The 15,396-nt window shown below is 72.6% G+C and carries 14 protein-coding genes; 13 read left to right on the forward strand and 1 reads right to left on the reverse strand.

Going from position 1 to position 15,396, the window contains the following annotated elements; translation table 11 throughout:
- The first annotated feature begins 82 nt into the window (after window positions 1-82).
- Entirely contained in the window at window positions 83-1,519 is a 1,437-nt protein-coding gene (gene glmU / locus JOD65_RS07265; RefSeq protein ID WP_191193064.1) for a bifunctional UDP-N-acetylglucosamine diphosphorylase/glucosamine-1-phosphate N-acetyltransferase GlmU, read from the forward strand.
- A gap of 111 nt (window positions 1,520-1,630) precedes the next feature.
- Window positions 1,631-2,602, forward strand: coding sequence for a ribose-phosphate diphosphokinase (locus tag JOD65_RS07270; protein WP_191193063.1), 972 nt, complete (start codon window positions 1,631-1,633; stop codon window positions 2,600-2,602).
- A gap of 113 nt (window positions 2,603-2,715) precedes the next feature.
- Here JOD65_RS07270 and pepN read toward each other — a convergent pair whose 3' ends face one another.
- Window positions 2,716-5,124, reverse strand: a complete 2,409-nt coding sequence (gene pepN / locus JOD65_RS07275; RefSeq protein WP_224747223.1) for an aminopeptidase N — start codon at window positions 5,122-5,124, stop codon at window positions 2,716-2,718.
- A gap of 262 nt (window positions 5,125-5,386) precedes the next feature.
- On the opposite strand from pepN, the gene JOD65_RS07280 reads away from it, so the two are divergent.
- The 11 genes from JOD65_RS07280 (at window position 5,387) to JOD65_RS07330 (ending at window position 15,271) form a co-directional block, all read left to right on the forward strand.
- On the forward strand, window positions 5,387-6,073 hold the full coding sequence (locus JOD65_RS07280; RefSeq protein ID WP_191193061.1) for a 50S ribosomal protein L25/general stress protein Ctc: 687 nt from the start codon (window positions 5,387-5,389) through the stop codon (window positions 6,071-6,073).
- Window positions 6,074-6,203: 130 nt separating this feature from the next.
- Window positions 6,204-6,797 carry an aminoacyl-tRNA hydrolase gene (pth, locus tag JOD65_RS07285; RefSeq protein WP_204811006.1) on the forward strand — a complete coding sequence of 198 codons (594 nt, stop codon included), beginning with the start codon at window positions 6,204-6,206 and terminating at the stop codon, window positions 6,795-6,797.
- A 76-nt stretch (window positions 6,798-6,873) separates the two neighbouring features.
- Window positions 6,874-7,575, forward strand: coding sequence for a hypothetical protein (locus JOD65_RS07290; protein ID WP_191193059.1), 702 nt, complete (start codon window positions 6,874-6,876; stop codon window positions 7,573-7,575).
- 111 nt (window positions 7,576-7,686) lie between these two features.
- On the forward strand, window positions 7,687-8,526 hold the full coding sequence (locus JOD65_RS07295) for a glycosyltransferase family 2 protein (RefSeq protein WP_191193058.1): 840 nt from the start codon (window positions 7,687-7,689) through the stop codon (window positions 8,524-8,526).
- Window positions 8,523-9,152: an acyltransferase gene (locus tag JOD65_RS07300; protein ID WP_191193057.1), complete on the forward strand. Its 630-nt coding sequence runs from the start codon at window positions 8,523-8,525 to the stop codon at window positions 9,150-9,152. The genes JOD65_RS07295 and JOD65_RS07300 overlap by 4 nt, the downstream gene beginning before the upstream one ends.
- A complete protein-coding gene (locus JOD65_RS07305) occupies window positions 9,149-10,267 on the forward strand; it encodes a Gfo/Idh/MocA family protein (protein WP_191193056.1) in 1,119 nt (372 codons plus the stop codon). Before JOD65_RS07300 ends, JOD65_RS07305 begins: the two co-directional genes overlap by 4 nt.
- Window positions 10,264-11,271: an NAD-dependent epimerase/dehydratase family protein gene (locus tag JOD65_RS07310; RefSeq protein ID WP_191193055.1), complete on the forward strand. Its 1,008-nt coding sequence runs from the start codon at window positions 10,264-10,266 to the stop codon at window positions 11,269-11,271. The genes JOD65_RS07305 and JOD65_RS07310 overlap by 4 nt, the downstream gene beginning before the upstream one ends.
- Complete coding sequence (locus JOD65_RS07315; protein ID WP_204811008.1) at window positions 11,268-12,431, forward strand: DegT/DnrJ/EryC1/StrS family aminotransferase; 1,164 nt, start codon at window positions 11,268-11,270, stop codon at window positions 12,429-12,431. Before JOD65_RS07310 ends, JOD65_RS07315 begins: the two co-directional genes overlap by 4 nt.
- Complete coding sequence (locus JOD65_RS07320) at window positions 12,419-13,072, forward strand: NeuD/PglB/VioB family sugar acetyltransferase (RefSeq protein ID WP_307821001.1); 654 nt, start codon at window positions 12,419-12,421, stop codon at window positions 13,070-13,072. Before JOD65_RS07315 ends, JOD65_RS07320 begins: the two co-directional genes overlap by 13 nt.
- Before the next feature lie 67 nt (window positions 13,073-13,139).
- On the forward strand, window positions 13,140-14,273 hold the full coding sequence (locus JOD65_RS07325) for a DegT/DnrJ/EryC1/StrS family aminotransferase (RefSeq protein ID WP_191193054.1): 1,134 nt from the start codon (window positions 13,140-13,142) through the stop codon (window positions 14,271-14,273).
- The gene (locus tag JOD65_RS07330) at window positions 14,270-15,271 is read left to right on the forward strand and encodes a glycosyltransferase (RefSeq protein WP_191193053.1); all 1,002 of its coding nucleotides are present in this window, start codon (window positions 14,270-14,272) and stop codon (window positions 15,269-15,271) included. Before JOD65_RS07325 ends, JOD65_RS07330 begins: the two co-directional genes overlap by 4 nt.
- The last annotated feature ends 125 nt before the right edge of the window (window positions 15,272-15,396 follow it).

Here is a 15,396-nt window from a genome sequence, read left to right on the forward strand (position 1 = left end):
CGACCGCGCACCGGCAACGCCCCGGTAGGGCCCAACGTCCCGCGCTTCCCGTGGCCGGAGCGACCGGTGACACACTGCGGCCATGGACAACCTCACCGTCATCGTCCTTGCCGCCGGCGGCGGCACCCGCATGAAGTCGAAGACCATGAAGGTGCTGCACCCGATCGGCGGGCGCTCCATGATCGGCCACGTGCTCCACGCCGTGCAGGCCGTGGAGCCGACCAGCGTCGTCGCGGTGGTCGGCCACCAGCGCGAGCAGGTGGGCCCGCACATCACGGAGCTGGTGCCGTCGGCGGTGCTCGCGGTCCAGGAGACCCAGGACGGCACGGGGCACGCCGTACGCGTCGCGATGGAGGCGTCCGGCACGACGACCGGCACCGTGATCGTGGCGGCCGGCGACACCCCGCTGCTCGAGGGGGAGTCGCTCCGCGCGTTCGCTGAGGAGCACCACGCCGCGCAGCGGGCGGTGAGCATCCTGAGCGGCCGGCTGGCCGACCCGTTCGGCTACGGCCGGATCGTGCGCAACCACGAGGGTGACGTCGAGGCGATCGTCGAGGAGAAGGACGCGACGCCCGAGCAGCGCGAGATCGACGAGATCAGCTCCGGCATCCTCGCCTTCGACGCGGAGTTCCTGGTCTCGGCGCTGGCCCGCATCACCAACGACAACGCCAAGGGCGAGTACTACCTCACCGACGCCGTCGGCCTGGCGCGCGAGGACGGGCTGACCGTCGGCGCCCACCTCATCGACGACGTCGCCCAGACCGCGGGCGCCAACGACCGCGCCCAGCTGGCCGAGCTCGGCCGCGAGCTCAACCGCCGCATCGTCACCCGCTGGATGAAGGACGGCGTGACGGTCATGGACCCGGCGACCACGTGGATCGAGGCCGACGTGGTGCTGGAGCCCGACGCCACGATCCTCCCCGGCACGCAGCTGCTCGGTGCGACCGTCGTGCGCGAGGACGCCGTGGTCGGGCCCGACACGACGCTGAAGGACTGCGAGGTCGGCGCCGGCGCGCGCGTCGTACGCACCCACGGCGAGCTCGCCGTCATCGGCGACCAGGCCTCGGTCGGCCCGTTCGCCTACCTCCGGCCCGGCACGCAGCTCGGGGTCAAGGGCAAGATCGGCACCTTCGTCGAGACCAAGAACTCCACCATCGGCGACGGCGCCAAGGTGCCGCACCTGTCCTACGTCGGCGACGCCGAGATCGGCGAGGGCACCAACATCGGGGCCGGCACGATCTTCGCCAACTACGACGGGGTGGCCAAGCACCGCACGGTCGTCGGGCGCCACGCCAGGACCGGCTCCAACAACACCTTCGTCGCGCCGGTCGAGATCGGCGACGGCGCGGGCACCGCCGGCGGCACCGTCGTACGCCGCAACGTCCCGGCCGGCGCGCTGGCGGTCAGCAGCGCCCCGCAGCGCAACCTCGAGGGCTGGTCGGAGTCGAAGCGGCCCGGGACCGCGCAGGCCGAGGCCGCGCGAACGGCGCGTGAACAGCAGGAGACGCCCGACCAGTGACCCCGGGGTTGGTGGTGGCCGGGATGTGGGTCAGACTTCTGTCCAGCACCTCCGAACGAGCCTTCCCCCGAGGCTGACCAGGACAGCGAGGAGTCGCGTCGCGTGACCGGAATGAAGCGGACCACCGAGAAGAACCTGATGGTCTTCAGCGGCCGGGCGCACCCCGACCTCGCCACGGAGGTCGTCGACCTCCTCGAGTGCGGGCTGGTGCCCCAGGACGCGCGGGCGTTCGCCAACGGCGAGCTCTACGTGCGCTACGAGGAGTCCGTGCGCGGCTGCGACGCCTTCGTGCTCCAGAGCCACACCGCTCCGATCAACGAGTGGATCATGGAGCACCTGATCATGGTCGACGCGCTCAAGCGGGCGTCGGCCAAGCGGATCACGGTGGTCATGCCGTTCTACGGCTACGCCCGCCAGGACAAGAAGCACCGCGGCCGCGAGCCGATCTCGGCCCGCCTGGTCGCTGACCTGTTCAAGACCGCCGGCGCCGACCGGCTGATCACCGTCGACCTGCACGCCGACCAGATCCAGGGCTTCTTCGACGGTCCCGTCGACCACCTGATGGCGCTGCCGATCCTCACCGACTACGTCAAGCAGAAGTACGGCGACCAGCAGCTCGCCGTCGTCTCGCCGGACGCCGGCCGGATCAAGGTCGCTGAGCGGTGGTCGGCCCGCCTCGGCGGCGTACCCCTGGCCTTCATCCACAAGACCCGCAGGATCGACGTCGCCAACGAGGTCGTCGCCAACCGGGTCGTCGGTGATGTCGAGGGCAAGATCTGCATCCTGACCGACGACATGATCGACACTGGCGGCACGATCGTGAAGGCCGCCGAGGCGTGCGTGGCGGCTGGTGCCGCCGGCGTGATCATCGCCGCGACCCACCCGATCCTGTCCGAACCCGCCGTCGACCAGCTCAAGAACTCCTCCGCCATGGAGGTCGTGGTCACCAACACGCTCCCCGTGCCGCCGGAGAAGCAGTTCGACAAACTCACCACCCTCTCGATCGCCCCGCTCATCGCCCGGGCGATCCGCGAGGTCTTCGAGGACGGGTCCGTGACCTCGATGTTCGACGGCCACGCGTAGGGACCCTGGGAGAGCGAGCGGGCGCGACTTCGCACCCGGGTTTCACACTTGTCGGCTCGGATCTCGGCAGACAAGTGTGAAAGTCACCGGATATCCGGGGACTTCAGAAGCGGCTACAGCGTCCGGTCGAGGTCGTCGAGGGAGTCGTTCCACGAGCGGGCGAGGACGGTCGGCACGTCGCCCTCGAGGGCGGCCGCGACCGCGGTGCGCAGCTCACGGCGTACGTCGACCGGGAGCGGCAGCAGGGGGAACGCGTCGCCGATCACGTCGCCCATCGCCTGGCCGGATCGCCGGGCGAGGGCGAGGCCGTCGGTGACGTAGCGCTCGAGGTAGGGGCGGACGAGGTCGGCCTGGTCCCAGCCCCAGAAGCCGCTGCCGACGGCGTCGAACTCGTGGCTGCCCAGCTCGCCGCCCATGAGCTGCGCCCAGGCGGCTGCCTTGGCGTCCGGAGTGGGTACGACGGCGCGCGCGGCGAGCGCGGCGTGGTGGCCGGAGACCGACTTGTCGCGCTGCTCCTCAGGGCCGATCCACGAGTCGTCGCCCAGCTCGGCGAGCCGCTGCACGGCTGCCCAGCGGACGTTCTGGTCGACGTCGTCGCGGCCGAGCCAGTCGACGAGGAAGTCGCGGTCCGCGCTGATCCGGGCGAGCACGCGCGACGCACCGGCGGCGAGCGCCGGGTCGCCGCCCTCGACGGCGCCGCGGGCGATGTCGGCGATGACGGCGAGGTGGCCGGCGGCCTCCTCGGGCGAGGCGTAGCGCCGGGTGATCGACTGCAGCGCCCGCATCACGCCCTCGAAGACGAGCGGGTGGGTCTCCGGGCGCAGGTGGGTGTCGGCCAGCGCGACGACGTCGCCGACCGGGACGACCTGCGACTCGCAGAGGTCGACCGCGGTCCACCACAGCATCGCGCGGGTGAGCTGCGACTCGATCGAGGAGAGTCCGCCGGTGATCGCGGCCCACGACTGCTCGTCGGGGCGGATCACCGCGAAGGTCTCGTCGCCGGAGTTGGGCACGACGACCCGGCCGGCGAAGTCCTCCAGCCGCACCGGCTCGTCGCCGAGGTGCACGTCGCGGGAGTCCACGAGCCGCATCGCGTCGTCGTACGCCGACACGGTGATGCGGTGCGACCGCGAGCCCTCGCGGGTGAGGACGGGCACGCCGTCGTCGCGGGTGACCTGCAGGGTGTCGAAGCCGGTCGAGCGCAGCCACGCCTCGGCCCAGCCGCGCACGTCCTTGTCGGTGGCGGAGTCGAGCGAGTCGAGGAACGCGGCCAGGTCGGCGTTGCCGAACGCATGCGCGGTGAGGTGCTTGTTGACCCCGGCGAGGAAGTCCTCGTCACCGAGCCAGTGACCGAGCTGCGACAGGGCGGCGTTGCCCTTGGCATAGGTGATCATGTCGAAGTTGGCGAACGCCGTGTCGACGTCGACGATCTTGTCGGTGTCCTCGGCGATCGGGTGCGTCGAGCGTCGCCGGTCGGCGCGGTAGCCCGCCGGCTTGCGGGTGATGGCGGCCGAGGTCCAGGCGTCGGTGTAGCCGGCTGCGACGCCCGCCACGTCGTAGCCCATGAAGTCGGCGAAGGACTCGTTGAGCCACGAGTCCTCCCACCACTTCATCGTGACCAGGTCGCCGAACCACATGTGGGCCATCTCGTGGGCGATCGTCGAGGCGAGCCACTCGCGCTCGAGCTCGGTGGGCGTGCCCTGCGTGAGCGCCTGGTCGCGGAAGACCACGCACCCGGGGAACTCCATCGCGCCCCAGTTGAGGCCGGGCGCGAAGACCTGCTGGTAGTCGGCGTAGGGGTACTCCGGCTCGAAGATCGTCGTGTAGTGCTGGAAGCAGGCGCTGGTGATGCGCTTGAGCTCGTCGGCGTCGCGCTGCAGCTCGCGGCCCTGCGACGCCCGCGCGTGCCAGCCGAACGGCAGCGTCCCACCGGGCGCGGGGGCGTACGGCTCGTCCCACGTCACCGAGACCCACGGGCCGCCGACGAGGGTGAAGAGGTACGACGAGAACGGCGGGGTGGTGCCGAAGGTCCAGGTGTCGCTGCTCTCGCCGGCCGTGCGCCCCTCGAGCGGGCCGTTGCCGAGCACCGTCCAGTGCGACGGCGCGGTGACGGTCAGGGTGAACGTCGACTTGATGTCGGGCTGGTCGAAGCAGGGGACGACCTTCTGCGCGATGTCCATCGACGTGTGGGCGCAGACGTAGCGCTCGCCGTCGGCCGGGTCGATCGTCACGGTCATGCCGTCGCCGTCGGTGACGTAGGGCATCCGTGCGGTGACGCGCACGGTGTTGGAGGCGGCCAGGTCGGTCAGCGCGATCCGCCCGTCGGAGTACGACGCCGGCCCGCCGTCGAGGGTGACGTCGGTGCCGCCGTTGAGCTCGAGGAACGTCGAGGCCCCCGGCTGCGTGCAGCCGAAGGAGATCGTCGCCTCGACGCCGAAGTCCTCGGTCGAGGTCAGGTCGAGGTGGAGCTGGGTGTGGACGTCGGTCAGCAGGACGGCGCGCTCGCGCGCCTCGGGGAGCATCAGGGGCACCGGGACACCCTAGTGAGCGGCCCATGGGCGGCGCCTCCGACTTCGGTTCCCGCGACGCTCGCCGCGATTCGACCTCGCACCCACCCCGGGACTAGGGTTCTCGGGTTGCCTCGGCGAGGGAGCCCGCACGTCAGGACTCCGTGATCGACTGGGCCGGACCGCATCACTGCGCCGCGCCCCCGATCCGGAGCGCGGCGTTCGTCGTCTCCGGCCCGAGGCCCCCACGACCCCCAACCGACGTACGGAGAACATGATGTCTGCCCCCGAGAAGATCGCCGCCGAGAGCCGCACCGAGTTCGGCAAGGGCGCTGCCCGCCGGATCCGCCGCGAGGACAAGATCCCCGCCGTCATCTACGGCCACGGCAACGACCCGGTCCACGTCATCCTGCCCGGCCACCAGACGATGATGGCCCTCAAGCACGGCGGCGCCAACGCGCTCCTCGCGCTCGACGTCGCGGGCTCCGAGCAGCTCGCCCTCACCAAGGATGTGCAGATCGACCCGATCCGCCGCCTGATCGAGCACATCGACTTCGTCGCGGTGAAGCGCGGCGAGAAGGTCACCGTCGACGTACCCGTGCACGTCGTGGGCGACGCCGCCTCGGAGACGCTGGTCGTCACCGAGAACGCCGTCGTGTCCGTCGAGGCCGAGGCCACCCACATCCCCGAGTTCTTCGAGGTCTCCGTCGAGGGCGCCGCTGCCGGCACCCAGATCCTGGCCAAGGACCTCAACCTCCCGTCCGGCACGACCCTGCTGGCCGACGAGGAGCTCCTCATCGTCAACGTGACCGAGCAGATCTCCGCCGAGGCCCTTGAGGCCGAGCTGGAGGAGGCCGAGGCCGAGGCCGGCATCGAGCACGAGGTCTCCGACGCCGAGATCGCCGATGCCCAGGTAGAGGCCATCGCCGAGGACGCCGCTGCCGAGGGCACCGACTCCGAGTGACGACGCGGCGCGTCCTCGCGCCGTGACACCGTCGAGTCGGCGCATCCTGACGCACCTCGCGTGCAGGATGCGCCGACTCGTCGCCATTTCGGCGTCAGCACGCGCCGACCCGACTGATTGGATGACGACCGTGAGCGACGCACCGACCTCCGACGTGTGGCTGGTCGTCGGTCTCGGCAACCCCGGTCCGACCTACGCCGGGCACCGGCACAACGTCGGCTACCTCGTCACCGACGAGCTGGCCTCCCGGATGGGATCGCCCTTCCGCTCCCACAAGTCGGGTCGCGCCGACGTCGTCGAGGGCCGGCTGTCCCTGGGCGGGCCCCGCGTGGTGCTCGCCCGCGGCCGCGGCTACATGAACGAGTCCGGCGGCCCGGTCAAGGCGCTCGCCACGTTCTACAAGATCGACCCGGCGCACATCATCGCCATCCACGACGAGCTCGACATCCCCTTCGGCACGCTGCGGGTCAAGCTCGGCGGCGGCGACAACGGCCACAACGGGCTCAAGTCCATGCGGTCCTCGCTCGGCACCGGCGACTTCCACCGCGTCCGCGCCGGCATCGGCCGACCGCCGGGCCGTCAGGACGTCGCCGACTTCGTGCTGTCCGGCTACTCGACCGTCGAGCGCAAGGAGCTGCCGTTCCAGGTCTCCGACGCCGCCGACGCCGTCGAGTCGCTCATCACCGACGGCCTCGAGCAGACCCAGCAGCGCTTCAACTCCTGAACCGTCCCCCGTTTGGGGCATGAGGTCCGGCCCGCCAACGCCTAGCGTCGGCAGCACGGACGGACGGGGGACTTCGATGGCACGGGCCACGAGCCGGCGCCCGCGGCTGCGCCGCCTGCTGGCGGTCGCCACGCTGCTGGGCGTGCTCGGGCTCGCCGCCGCACTGGTCCTCAACCTCAGCCTGACCGGCCGGATGGGCCGCATCGACGGCGCCTTCGACGGCCTGGGCGACCGCCCACCACCGGCGCCCGGCGAGACGATCCTGATGGTCGGCACGCGACCCGGCGGTGGTGAGGACGTGTCCTGGCTGCACGGTGACCAGTCCGTCGAGGCGGTCATGCTCGTCGAGGTCCACCCCGACGGACGCAGCGCACGGGTGGAGTCGGTGCCGATGCCGTACGACGACCGCGTCGGGCTGGGCCCCCGGCCGGCGAGCGCGTCGGTGGCAGCGGTCGAGTCGACGGTCGGCCGCCGGGTCGACCACGTGATGGCGATCGACTGGCAGACCTTCGCCACGCTCGCCGCCGAGAACGACGTGGACGCCGCCTACCGCTACGGCTCGGCCCCCGTCGTCCAGCACGACTACCTGCGCCTCGTGCTCGAGGGCACGCTCCACGCCGAGCTGCGCAAGCAGCCCCTCGCCCTCTACCGCGCCCTGCGCACGACCGCCTCCGGCGTCGCGATCGACGACACCTGGACCGTCGCGGAGCTCGACCTCCTGGTGCTCCACCTGCGCGACCTCCGCTCGGCCGACATCAGCTTCGCCGCCGCCGGGTAGGGCTCCCCAAAATGGGCGAAAGCCCCCGTGGGCGGTCCGACCGAGCGGTCGCAGTCCACAAGATCGGAGCGTGACGGGCGTGGGGCCCGGCACGCGAGTCGGGGGAGTGAGATGGCTGTCGCCAGCGTCGTCATACCCGCCCACAACGAGGCGGCCACCATCGGTCGAAACCTGCGGGCGTTGCGCGAAGGCACCGGAGCCGACCTCGACGTGGTCGTCGTGTGCAACGGCTGCACCGACCGCACCGCCGACGTTGCCCGTGCCGCCGACCCGAGCGCCCGCGTCATCGAGATCCCGCAACCCTCGAAGATCGAGGCCGTACGGGTCGGCAACGCCGCCACCGACGTGTTCCCGCGCATCCACCTCGACGCCGACATCGAGCTCGACGGCGCGGCCGCTCTCCGGCTCATCGAGCCGATCACCCGCGACGAGGTCCTCGCCACCGCCCCGCGACGCGACGTCCCGCGCACGGGGTGCTCGCGCTGGGTGCGGTGGTACTACGACGTCTGGGAGGCGCTGCCCCAGGTGGAGTCCGGCCTGTTCGGCCGCGGGGTCGTCGTCCTGTCCGAGCAGGGGCAGGCGCGGGTCACCGCGCTCCCACGGATGATGAGCGACGACCTCGGCATGTCCGACTCGTTCAGCAGCGAGGAGCGCCGGGTGGTGCCCAGCGCTGTCGCCGTCGTGCACCCGCCGCGCACCGTCCGCGACCTCGTACGCCGCCGCATCCGCATCGCGACGGGCAACGCCCAGGCCGGCCAGCTCGGCGTACGACGCCCCGGCTCGCGCACCAGCGCGCGCACGCTGGCCGGCCTGGCCGTCACCCGGCCCGGCCTGGCCCTCCGACTCCCGGTGTTCGTGGCAGTCCACGTCGCCGCCCGGCTCGGCGCCCGGGGGGCGCTGAGGTCCGGGGACTTCACCACCTGGCAACGAGACGAAAGCTCACGCACATGACCTCACTGTCCAACGCGCGTCCCGGGTCCCGGGACCGCGCCCTCGTCGCTCCCACTGCGACCGTCGAGGACGGCGCCCGCGTCGGTCCCGGCGCACAGGTGTGGGACCAGACCGTCGTGCGCTCGGGGGCGCAGGTCGGCGACGGCACGATCCTCGGGCGCGGGGTCTACGTCGGCCCGGGAGTACGCATCGGGGAGCGGTGCAAGGTGCAGAACCAGGCGCTGGTCTACGAGCCGGCCGTCCTGGGCAACGGCGTCTTCATCGGCCCGGCGGTCGTGCTGACCAACGACACCTACCCGCGGGCGGTGACGACCGACGGCCGGCGCAAGGGCGCCGAGGACTGGGAGCCCGTCGGGGTGACCATCGAGGAGGGAGCGTCCGTCGGGGCGCGTGCGGTGTGCGTCGCCCCGGTGCGGATCGGCCGGTGGGCCAGTGTGGGGGCGGGCTCGGTCGTGACGCGCGACGTGCCGGACCACGCGCTCGTCGTCGGCTCGCCCGCGAGGCGGATCGGCTGGGTGGGCCGCAGCGGCGTCCCGCTCGTCTCTGACAACCGTGACCGGTGGATCTGCCCGGTCACCGGAGAGGTCTACGTGGAGGCCGCTGGCCGACTGGAGGAAGCACGATGAGCACCCGCACCACCGGCCCGCTGGGCATCGCCGTCATCGGCGCCGGCTACTGGGGCCCCAACCTGGTCCGCAACTTCGGGGCGTCCCCCGACTGGAACCTCGAGCTGGTCTGCGACCTCGACCTCGAGCGGGCGCGCCGCGTCGCCGGTCCGCACGTCGAGGTCACCGACAGCGTGGAGCGGGTGCTCGACGACCCGCGGATCGACGCGGTCGCCATCGCCACCCCGGCCCGTACGCACCACGGTCTGGCGCTGCAGGCGCTGAGCGCGGGCAAGCACGTGCTCGTCGAGAAGCCGCTGGCGGACAGCGTCTCCCGCGGACGCACGATGGTGGACCTGGCGGACGCGCAGGGCCTGGTCCTGATGACCGACCACACCTACTGCTACACGCCGGCCGTGCAGAAGATGCGCGAGCTGGTGGGCAGCGGCGAGCTGGGCCAGGTGCACTTCGTGGACTCGGTCCGGATCAACCTCGGGCTGGTGCAGCCCGACATCGACGTGCTCTGGGACCTGGCGCCGCACGACCTCGCGATCCTCGACTTCGTGCTGCCGGGGGGTCTTCCGACCACGGGCATCGGCGCGACCGGCGCCGACCCCATCGGCGCCGGCCGCGCCTGCGTCGGCCACCTGACCCTGCCGCTGCCGGACGACGGCCTCGCGCACGTGCACGTCAACTGGCTGAGCCCGACCAAGATCCGCCAGATGGTGATCGGCGGGTCGCGCCGCACGCTCGTGTGGGACGACCTCAACCCGCAGCAGCGGCTCAGCATCTACGACCGCGGGGTCGACCTCGCCCGCACCTCGGTCGCCGGCGCCGACCGCGCCGCCTCCTCTGTCTCCTACCGGCTGGGCGACACCTGGTCCCCGGCGCTGCCCGAGCGCGAGGCCCTCGGGTCGATGGTCGGCGAGTTCGCCGCAGCCATCCACGAGGGCCGCCCGGCGCTGACCGACGGCCGGTCCGGGCTGCGCGTCCTCGAGGTGCTCGAGGCCGCCTCGCAGCGGCTGGTCGCGCGTCCGGAGACGTCGTACGACGCCGCGGTGCCGGCGGGGCCGCCGCCAGTGCCCCGCCAGGGTGGCGCCGCCACGAGCGAGCCCGTGATGGAGGGCGTCCGATGACCGCCCTGGCCGGCGCGACCGCGCTGGTGACCGGCGGTGCCGGCACGATCGGGTCGACGCTCGTCGACCAGCTCTTCGACGCCGGGGCCGCCCAGGTGCGGGTCCTCGACAACTTCGTCCGCGGACGCGAGGCCAACCTCGGCGACGCCCTCGGGCGCGACGGGGCCGACCTCGTCCTGGTGCGCGGCGACATCCGCGATCGCGACCTGGTGCACGACCTGACCAGCGGTTGCGACGTCGTCTTCCACCAGGCCGCGATCCGGATCACCCAGTGCGCCGAGGAGCCCCGGCTGGCCCTGGAGGTGCTCGTCGACGGGACCTTCAACGTCGTCGAGGCAGCCGCGTCGGCACCGGGCGTCGACAAGCTGGTCGCCGCGTCGTCGGCGTCGGTCTACGGCCTCGCCGAGGAGTTCCCGACCCCGGAGCACCAGCACCCCTACGACAACGACACGTTCTACGGCGCCGCCAAGACCTTCAACGAGGGGATGCTGCGCAGCTTCCGGGCGATGAACGGCCTGGACTACGTCGCCCTGCGCTACTTCAACGTCTACGGCCCGCGGATGGACGTGCACGGCCTCTACACCGAGGTCCTGGTCCGGTGGATGGAGCGCATCGACGACGGCCTGCCGCCGCTGATCTTCGGCGACGGGCGCCAGACCATGGACTTCGTCTTCACCACCGACATCGCGCGCGCCAACGTGCTCGCGGCGTCCTCCGGCGTGGTCGAGGGCGTCTACAACGTCGCCCGCGGCGAGGAGACCAGCCTGCTGGGTCTCGCCGAGGCCCTGCTGCGGGTGATGGGCTCCGACCTGCCCGTCGAGCACGGCCCCGAGCGCGGCGTCAACGGCGTCGTACGACGCCTCGCCGACACGTGCGCGGCCGAGCGCGACCTCGGCTTCGTCGCGACCACGGGACTCGAGGACGGCCTGCGCCAGCTCGTGGAGTGGTGGCGCCCCCAGCGCGAGCAGATCGCCGCGGGACGCTCCGTGGCGGTGTCGCGATGAGCCTCGACCACCTGGCTGAGCAGCAGCTCACCCGCATCAACGTGATGCAGCCGTGGCTCGGCGAGGAGGAGGTGGCCGCCGTCTCCGAGGTGCTGCGCTCCGGCTGGGTGGCCCAGGGGCCGCGGGTGGCGCAGTTCGAGGCCGCCTTCGCCGAGTCCCAGCAGGTCGCGCACGCGGTGGCGCTGAGCAGCTGCACGACCGCGCTGCACCTCGCTCTGGTCGTCGCCGGCATCGGCCCCGGGGACGAGGTCGTCGTGCCGTCGTTCTCCTTCGTCGCCACCACCAACGCGCCGACCTACGTCGGGGCCACGCCGGTCTTCGCCGACGTCGACCCCGTCACCGGCAACCTCACGCCAGCCACGATCGCCACGGTGGTCACCCCGCGGACGCGCGCGGTGATCGCCGTGGACCAGGGCGGCGTCCCGCTCGACCTGCGGGCGATCCGCGCCTGGTGCGACCCCCTCGGCATCACGGTGGTGGAGGACGCGGCCTGTGCCGCCGGGTCCACCGCGCACGGCCGCCCGGTCGGGTCGGAGGCGGAGATCGCCACCTGGTCCTTCCACCCCCGCAAGCTGCTCACCACCGGCGAGGGCGGCATGCTCACCACGTCGCGCGCCGACTGGGCCGCTCGCGCCCGTCGGCTGCGCGAGCACGCGATGAGCGTCTCCGCCGCCGATCGGCACGCGAGCGTCCTGGCGCCGCCGGAGAGCTTCGACGAGGTCGGCTTCAACTTCCGGATGACCGACCTGCAGGCGGCGGTCGGGCTGATCCAGCTCGGCCGGCTCCCCGAGATGGTGGCGCGTCGCCGCGAGCTCGCTGCGAGGTACGCCGACGCGGTGGCGGGTCTTCCCGGTCTGCGCCTCGTGGGGGACCCCAGCTGGGGCACCACCAACTACCAGTCCTGCTGGCTCGAGGTCCTGCCCGAGCACCCGATGGGCCGCGAGCAGATGATGGAGCACCTCGCCGCCGCCGGCATCTCGGCGCGCCGCGGGATCATGTCCGCCCACCGCCAGCCGGCGCACGCCGGGCTCGCCCACGGGCCCCTCCCGGTCACCGAGCGACTGACCGACGCGACGCTGGTGCTGCCGCTGTTCCACCAGATGACCGACGCCGAGCACCAGCGCGTGTGCGACGCGCTCGGATCGGCGTGGCGACCGTGAGCGGGCTGGTCCTCGTCGGCGCCAGCGGGCTGGCCCGGGAGGCGACCGCGGTCGCCGTCCTGGTCCAGCACGACGGCCCGGTCCAGGTCGTCGACGACGACCCCGCCCGGTGGGGCACCCTGCACGGCCTCGCGCCGGTGCTCGGCGGCGTCGACCTGGTCACCGGGCTGGTCGACCACGAGGTGGTCCTCACCCTCGGCAAGGGCCGGCTCCGCCGGCGGGTCGCGACGCGCCTCGCCATGGTCGGCCTCGACGCCTCGCGCTACGCCAACCTGCTGCACCCGCGGCTGGTGCTGCCGGGCAGCTGCCACATCGGTCGGGGCTCGATCGCCCTGGACGGCGTGGTGCTGACCGCCGACGTCGAGGTCGGTGAGCACGTGGTCCTGATGCCCCACGTGACCCTCACGCACGGGTGCACCGTCGCCGACTTCGCCACCCTCTGCGCAGGGGTCTCCCTCGGCGGTGACGTCGAGATCGGCGAGGCCGCCTACATCGGCATGAACGCCTCCGTGCGCGAGGGCGTGCGCATCGGTGCCGACGCCACCGTCGGGATGGGCTCGGTGGTCCTCGACGACGTCCCCGCAGGAGAGACCTGGGTGGGAGTGCCCGCCCGACCGATCCGGACAGGAGTCCACGCATGAGCACCCCAGCAAATCCCTTCCTTCCCCCGCTTCGCTCCTCCACTCAGCGATTCGCCGGGGACCCCGCATGAGTACCCCGAAGAGCACCACCGTCCCCTTCGTCGACCTCGCCTCGCAGCACGCCGAGATCGCGGCCGAGGTGGAGGCGGGGATCGCCGCGGTCTTCGCGGCCACGTCGTTCGTCGACGGCCCGCCCGTCGCGGACTTCGAGCACCAGTACGCCTCGTTCGTCGACGTCGACCACTGCGTCGGGGTCGCCAACGGCACCGACGCGCTGGAGCTCGCGCTGCGGGCGGCGGGGGTCGGGCCGGAGGGCGAGGTCGTCATCCCGGCCAACACCTTCATCGCCACCGCCGAGGCGGTCTCGCGGATCGGCGCCGTGCCGGTGCTCGTGGACTGCGACGACGAGCGCCTCCTCATCGACCCCGACCTGGTGGAGGGCGCGATCACCGACCGCACCCAGGCCGTCGTGGCCGTCCACCTCTTCGGCCAGCTGGCGCCCATGGAGCGGCTCGCGCAGGTCTGCGGTGACGCGGGCGTGCCCCTCGTCGAGGACGCCGCGCAGTCCCAGGGCGCCCGGCTCGGCGGCCGTGGCGCGGGCGCGCTCGGCACCGTCGCGGCGACCAGCTTCTATCCCGGCAAGAACCTCGGCGCCGCAGGCGACGCCGGCGCCGTCACCACCGACGACGCGACCATCGCCGCCGAGGTGCGCCGCCTGCGCAACCACGGGTCGTCGACCCGCTACGTGCACGACGTCATCGGCATGAACTCCCGGCTCGACACCGTGCAGGCGGTCTACCTGCGGGCCAAGCTCGACCGGCTCGAGAAGTGGAACGAGCTGCGGGTCCGCGCGGCCGTCCGCTACGACCGACTGCTGGCCGACGTGCCCGGCGTACGCCGCCCGCTGCTCGGCGCGGACGGGCAGCACGTGTGGCACCTCTACGTGGTCCGGGTCGCCGAGCGGGACCGGGTCCTGGCGGAGCTGGGCCGGGCCGGGGTGGGTGCGGGCATCCACTACCCCTACCCGGTGCACCTGACCGGCGCCTACGCCCACCTGGGTCTGGGGCGCGGGACCGCGCCCGTCGCGGAGACCGCGGCCGGCGAGATCCTGTCGCTGCCGATGCACCCGCACCTGACCGAGGCCCAGCAGGACCGGGTGGTCGAGGTGCTCGCCGATGCGGTCGCGGGTGGCCGCTCGTGACCACCCTGCTCGTCGCCAACGACGGCGGCCACCTGATGCAGCTGCACACCCTGCGGCCTCGGCTCGGCGTGGGCGACGACGTGGTGTGGGTGACGCCCCGCACGCCGCAGACCGAGTCGCTGCTCGCGGGGCAGCGGGTCCACTGGGCGCTGCCGTGCCCGCCCCGGGACACCCGGGCGCTGGCCCGCAACGCCCTCGCGTGTCGCAAGCTCTTCGCCGTCCACGACGTGTCACTGGTCGTCAGCACCGGCGCGGCCCTCGCCCTCGCGGTGCTGCCGCAGGCGCGGTTGCGCGGCATCGAGACGGTCTACATCGAGAGCGCCACCCGGTTGGACGCCCCGTCGCTGTCGGGCCGCGCCCTCGCGATGGTGCCGGGCATCACGACCTTCAGCCAGTCCAGCGCCCTGGCGCGGGGCCACTGGCAGTTCCTCGCCTCGCCGTGGGAGCTGTACGAGACGGCCCCGACCGCCGAGCGCCCGGTGCGGTCGATGGTGGTGAGCCTCGGCACGCAGGACGGCTACGGCTTCCGCCGGCTCCTCGACCGACTGGTGCCCCTCGTGCCGGAGGACGCAGAGGTGCTGTGGCAGACCGGCGGCACCGACGTCACCGGCCTCGGGATCGACGGCCGCGAGCGCGTGCCGTCCGAGGAGATGGCGGCCGCGATCCGGGCTGCCGACGTCGTGGTGGCGCACGCCGGGACCGGCATCGCGCTGATGGCCCTGGAGAACGGCAAGTGCCCCATCCTGGTGCCCCGGCGCGCGATGCACGGTGAGCACGTCGACGACCACCAGCTCACGATCGCCCTCGAGCTCGCCCTGCGGGACCTGTGTGTCTCGCGCGACGCCGACAGCCTCAAGGCACGCGACCTCGTGGCTGCCGCGAGCCGGACCGTCACCAAGGTGAGCGACCCCCCGCCGCTGCACATCAGCGGGGTGCGGATCCCGCGCCAGCGCCGCCGGACGACCGTGGGACCTGGTGCCGTGGCAGCCGAGCTCTGACGTCGTATTCCAAATGGGGGATATCGGCCCCCTCGCCCCCCGCAATCGGCGCGGCGACAACAGGATCATGACCGTGGCGCCCCGTGGCGCACCGTGAAGGGTGGGGTGGAGATGACCAGCGCAGC

The organism is Nocardioides cavernae (genome assembly GCF_016907475.1).
Taxonomy (GTDB): domain Bacteria; phylum Actinomycetota; class Actinomycetes; order Propionibacteriales; family Nocardioidaceae; genus Nocardioides; species Nocardioides cavernae.